1 protein-coding gene is annotated in these 1,143 nt (G+C 71.0%); it reads left to right on the forward strand.

The genetic code is table 11. The annotated features are described in order from the left end of the window. Positions 1-331 precede the first annotated feature (331 nt). On the forward strand, positions 332-1,084 hold the full coding sequence (locus tag DY218_RS24300; protein WP_128558274.1) for an MBL fold metallo-hydrolase: 753 nt from the start codon (positions 332-334) through the stop codon (positions 1,082-1,084). The last annotated feature ends 59 nt before the right edge of the window (positions 1,085-1,143 follow it).

Here is a 1,143-nt window from a genome sequence, read left to right on the forward strand (position 1 = left end):
CGCCGGGCCGCCCCGGCGGCCGGGACCGGCCACCGCGCCGCCGGATCCGCCCGACCCCGTCGGTCAGCGCGGCGAACAGCGCGAGCAGCACCACCGCGCCGAGGGCGATCCACCAGGACGTGTCCATGCCCCGACCGTACCGGCGCCCCCGCCCGCGCAGACGTACGACAAGCCCGCACACGGTTCGGCCGACCGCGCCCGAACCGGTGACAACGCAGGTGAGTTCGCCCACAACGGCCCACGGCGGAGGAGCGACCTGCCGTTTTGCGCCTTACGCTCAACGGACCGCACAACCCCCGTCCTTCCCCGCCAGCGCGGAGGTTCCTGCTCCATGAAGCTCACCGTCGTCGGCTGCTCCGGCTCGTTTCCGTCCGCGGATTCCGCCTGCTCGAGCTACCTCGTCGAGGCCGACGGCTTCCATCTGCTGCTCGACATGGGCAACGGCGCCCTCGGCGAGCTGCAGCGACACTGCAGCCTCTACGACCTCGACGCGATCTTCCTGAGCCATCTGCACGCCGACCACTGCATCGACATGTGCGGCTATTTCGTCGCGCGTTACTACCGGCACGACGGCGGCCGCTGCGCCCCGATGCCGGTGTACGGGCCCGAGGGCACCGAGCAGCGCCTGACCACGGCGTACGCGGACACCCCTTCGCCGTCCTCGATGAGTGAGGTCTTCGACTTCCACACGCTCAAGCCGGCCGCCTTCGAGATCGGTCCGTTCACCGTGCGCACCGAGCGCGTGCGGCACCCCGTCGAGGCGTACGCGATCCGGATCGAGCACGGCGGCAGCACGCTGACGTACTCCGGTGACACCGGGGTCAGCCCGGAGCTGGACGAACTCGCCGATGGCGCCGACCTGTTCCTGTGCGAGGCCTCGTTCACGTACGGCAAGGAAGACATCCCGGACCTGCATCTGAACGGTCGCGAGGCGGGCATCTCGGCGCGGGACGCCGGCGCCGCGCGCCTGGTGCTCACCCACATCCCGCCGTGGACCGACCCCGGTACCAGCCTCGCGGACGCCCGATCCGTCTATCCGGGCCCGATCGACGTGGCCAGGCCCGGCGCGGTCTACGAGATCTGAGCGCACGGAGCGGTCTCCGTACAGGACACGCAGAAGCCCCCGCCGCTGTCGGTGACGAC

Origin of the sequence: Streptomyces triticagri, assembly GCF_003429565.1 — a bacterium.
Taxonomy (GTDB): domain Bacteria; phylum Actinomycetota; class Actinomycetes; order Streptomycetales; family Streptomycetaceae; genus Streptomyces; species Streptomyces triticagri.